The organism is Pseudorhodoplanes sp., from assembly GCF_035565855.1.
Classification (GTDB): domain Bacteria; phylum Pseudomonadota; class Alphaproteobacteria; order Rhizobiales; family Xanthobacteraceae; genus Pseudorhodoplanes.
On sequence record NZ_DATMRX010000108.1, the window covers coordinates 1 to 2398 of the forward strand.

A 2398-nucleotide genomic window follows, 5' to 3' on the forward strand; every position below is an offset into this window, starting at 1 on the left:
AGGCCTGTCCTTCGAGGACTGCCTGAAGGACGCGCAGCGCCTCGGCTATGCGGAGGCCGATCCGACCTTCGATATCGAAGGCAACGACACCGCGCACAAGCTGTCGATCCTCACCAGTTTGGCCTTCGGCAGCCGTATCGCTCCCGATGACATTTATCTCGAAGGCATCTCCAACATCACGCAGGCCGATATCCGCGCTGCCAGCGAACTCGGCTATCGCATCAAGCTGCTGGGCGTTGCCCAGCGCACCGAAACCGGCATCGAGCAGCGCGTGCACCCGACCATGGTGCCGACGGCATCGGTCATCGCACAGGTGCATGGCGTCACCAACGCGGTGGCGATCGAGACCGATATTCTGGGTGAATTGCTGTTGTCCGGCCCCGGTGCCGGCGGAAACGCCACGGCGTCCGCCGTCATCGGCGATATTGCCGACATCGCCAAGAGCCGTCCGGGGTTCCAGCATGGGCCGGTGTTCGGGCGTCCGGCGAAGGAACTGCATCCCTATGTCAGGGCGCGCATGCGCACGCATGAGGGCGGCTATTTCATCCGCCTGACCGTTCATGACCGCGCCGGTGTCTTCGCCGCCGTCGCCACGCGTATGGCCGAGAACGAGATTTCTCTGGAATCCATTGTCCAGCACGCCAACGGCGCCAACCCTGACACGCAGAAGACCGTCATTCTCGTCACCCACGAGACCACGGAAGCGGCGGTGCGCAGGGCCGTGGAAGGTATCGTCGCGGATGGACATCTGGTCGACAAACCGCAGGTGATCCGTATCGAGCGGGCCGGATAGAGCATTTTGCAGTCAGACGGAATCGTTTGACGTCGCACAAATGCGGCCGGGGAAAACAAGCGGGAGCAGCGGGGGTGCGTTCGTCAGAACGTCCGCTGCTCCAGGCCTTTCAATCGATTGATATCGCTGCTTCTTTGTTGATTGCTGCGCCGGGACTTGCTGTTGTCACGCGCCTTTGACAAAAGAGGGCAAAGCCCCACGAAGGGGCATGGGAAAAGGGATTGAGCAAGATCATGAATGCGGCAGACAAGATCAGTGCGGGCCTCGACCGGGTTCTGACCATGGAACTGGTGCGAGTTACCGAGCGCGCGGCGGTGGCTGCGGCCAGGCTTCGCGGACGCGGCGACGAGAAGGCCGCCGATCAGGTCGCCGTCGATGCGATGCGCACCGAGCTGAACCGCCTTGCCATCAAGGGCACGGTGGTGATCGGCGAGGGCGAACGCGACGAGGCGCCGATGCTCTACATCGGCGAGGAAGTCGGAACCGGCAATGGTCCTGAAGTCGATATCGCTCTCGATCCGCTGGAAGGCACGACGATCTGCGCCAAGAACCTGCCCAACGCGCTCGCCGTCGTGGCGCTGGCCGAAAAGGGCAGCCTGCTCAACGCCCCCGACGTCTACATGGAAAAGATCGCCATCGGCCCCGGCTATGCGGCTGACGTGATCGACATCGACGCGCCGCCGGCCGAGAACATCGCCCGCCTCGCCAAGGCCAAGGGCTTGCCGGTTTCCGAGAGCACCGCCTGCATTCTCGACCGTCCGCGCCATGCCGCGATCATCGAAGCCGTGCGCGCCACGGGTGCCGCCATCCGCCTGATCGGCGACGGCGACGTGGCCGGTGTCATTCACACCACCGATCCCGACGAGACCGGCATCGACATCTACATGGGCACCGGTGGTGCGCCTGAGGGCGTGCTCGCGGCTGCCGCGCTGCGCTGCATCGGCGGCCAGATTCAGGGCCGTCTCATTCTGGACACGCCGGAAAAGGTCGAGCGCGCCGCCCGCATGGGCGTCAGCGATCCGCGCAAGGTCTATCGCGCCGAGGAAATGGCGCGCGGCGACGTGCTGTTCGCCGCAACCGGCGTCACCGATGGCAACATGCTGTCGGGTGTGAAGTTCGCCAGCAACTACATCACCACGCACACCATCGTGCTGCGCTCGTCCTCGCGCACCGTGCGCGAGATCAAGGCGCGCCATCAGGATCTGGACAAGTTCTGATTACGGTGGCGATGCTGTCGGCCTGTAATCGCGTCTCACACAGGGAATGCGAGAGATAATGGCCGACAAGCGTCTTTTCCTCGATGTCCGGCGTTCCGCGACGGGCATCTTCTGGGAACACCGGCTGAGCGACCGCCAGGACATGATTGCTCTGGCGATCGCTCAGGGACACGGCGTTCCCGATATCGTGGCGCGGGTGCTGGCCGGGCGCGGTGTGCAGGCTGCCGATGCTGCGCGCTTCCCCGACCCGACGATCCGCGACCTGCTTCCCGACCCAGCCTCGCTGACCGACATGGAGCAGGCGGCCAGCCGCATCGCCGATGCCGTGACACGCAAGGAAAAAGTGGCCATCTTCGGCGACTATGACGTCGATGGCGCTGCCTCTTCC

At 64.2% G+C, this 2398-nt stretch carries 2 protein-coding genes and 1 pseudogene; all 3 read left to right on the forward strand.

Going from position 1 to position 2398, the window contains the following annotated elements:
* Positions 1-793: homoserine dehydrogenase (locus VN004_RS06130; RefSeq protein ID WP_325608031.1), on the forward strand; the 793-nt coding region annotated here is incomplete at its 5' end.
* 233 nt (positions 794-1026) lie between these two features.
* Positions 1027-2010, forward strand: coding sequence for a class II fructose-bisphosphatase (gene glpX / locus VN004_RS06135; RefSeq protein ID WP_325608033.1), 984 nt, complete (start codon positions 1027-1029; stop codon positions 2008-2010).
* Positions 2011-2068: 58 nt separating this feature from the next.
* Positions 2069-2398, forward strand: a pseudogene (locus VN004_RS06140) (single-stranded-DNA-specific exonuclease RecJ); the annotation flags it as partial.

Excerpts from the sequence above, each read along its gene's own strand:
- glpX (WP_325608033.1), top strand. The coding sequence starts at position 1,027 with ATGAATGCGGCAGACAAGATCAGTGCGGGCCTCGACCGGGTTCTGACC.